General features: G+C 29.8%; 1 protein-coding gene. It reads left to right on the top strand.

Going from position 1 to position 490, the window contains the following annotated elements; genetic code table 11:
• A partial coding sequence (locus HMPREF3057_RS09935; RefSeq protein WP_142350334.1) for an MFS transporter occupies positions 1–490 on the top strand: 490 nt, incomplete at both ends.

The following is a 490-nucleotide window of genomic DNA, read 5'->3' as shown; positions in this document are numbered from 1 at the left end:
TTCTTTTATTACTTGGAGTGTTACACTATATACTTTATTATTAACAGGCACAATTATAATATTTGGGAGACTAAGCGATAAATACAGTCGTTTAAATATATATAGTTTAGGATTAACTATTTTTTTAATAGCTTCTATTTTATGCGGTTTTTCAAACAACGTCATACAATTAATCGTTTTTCGTGGTTTACAAGGTATAGGTGCAGCAATGTTACAAGGAACTGCTACGGCTATTATTACTACAACCATTCCTGAAAATAGACAAGGTTCTGCGTTAGGAACGTTAAGTATTCTATTAGGAATAGGTCCTGTTTTAGGTCCAAGTATTGGAGGTCTTTTAATATCTGTAGGTAATTGGAGATGGATATTTTGGATCAATATTCCCTTTATATTTATCGGTTTAATCGGCTGTTTATTTTTAAAAAGATATATTAAAGAGCAAAAAAGTACGTCTATCCATTTAGATATACGTGGAAATTCATTATTATTT

Origin of the sequence: Streptococcus sp. HMSC072D05, from assembly GCF_001815805.1 — a bacterium.
Taxonomy (GTDB): Bacteria; Bacillota; Bacilli; order Lactobacillales; family Streptococcaceae; genus Streptococcus.
Note: the sequence above shows the minus strand (reverse complement) of the source record. Positions and strands in the feature narration are given on the sequence as shown.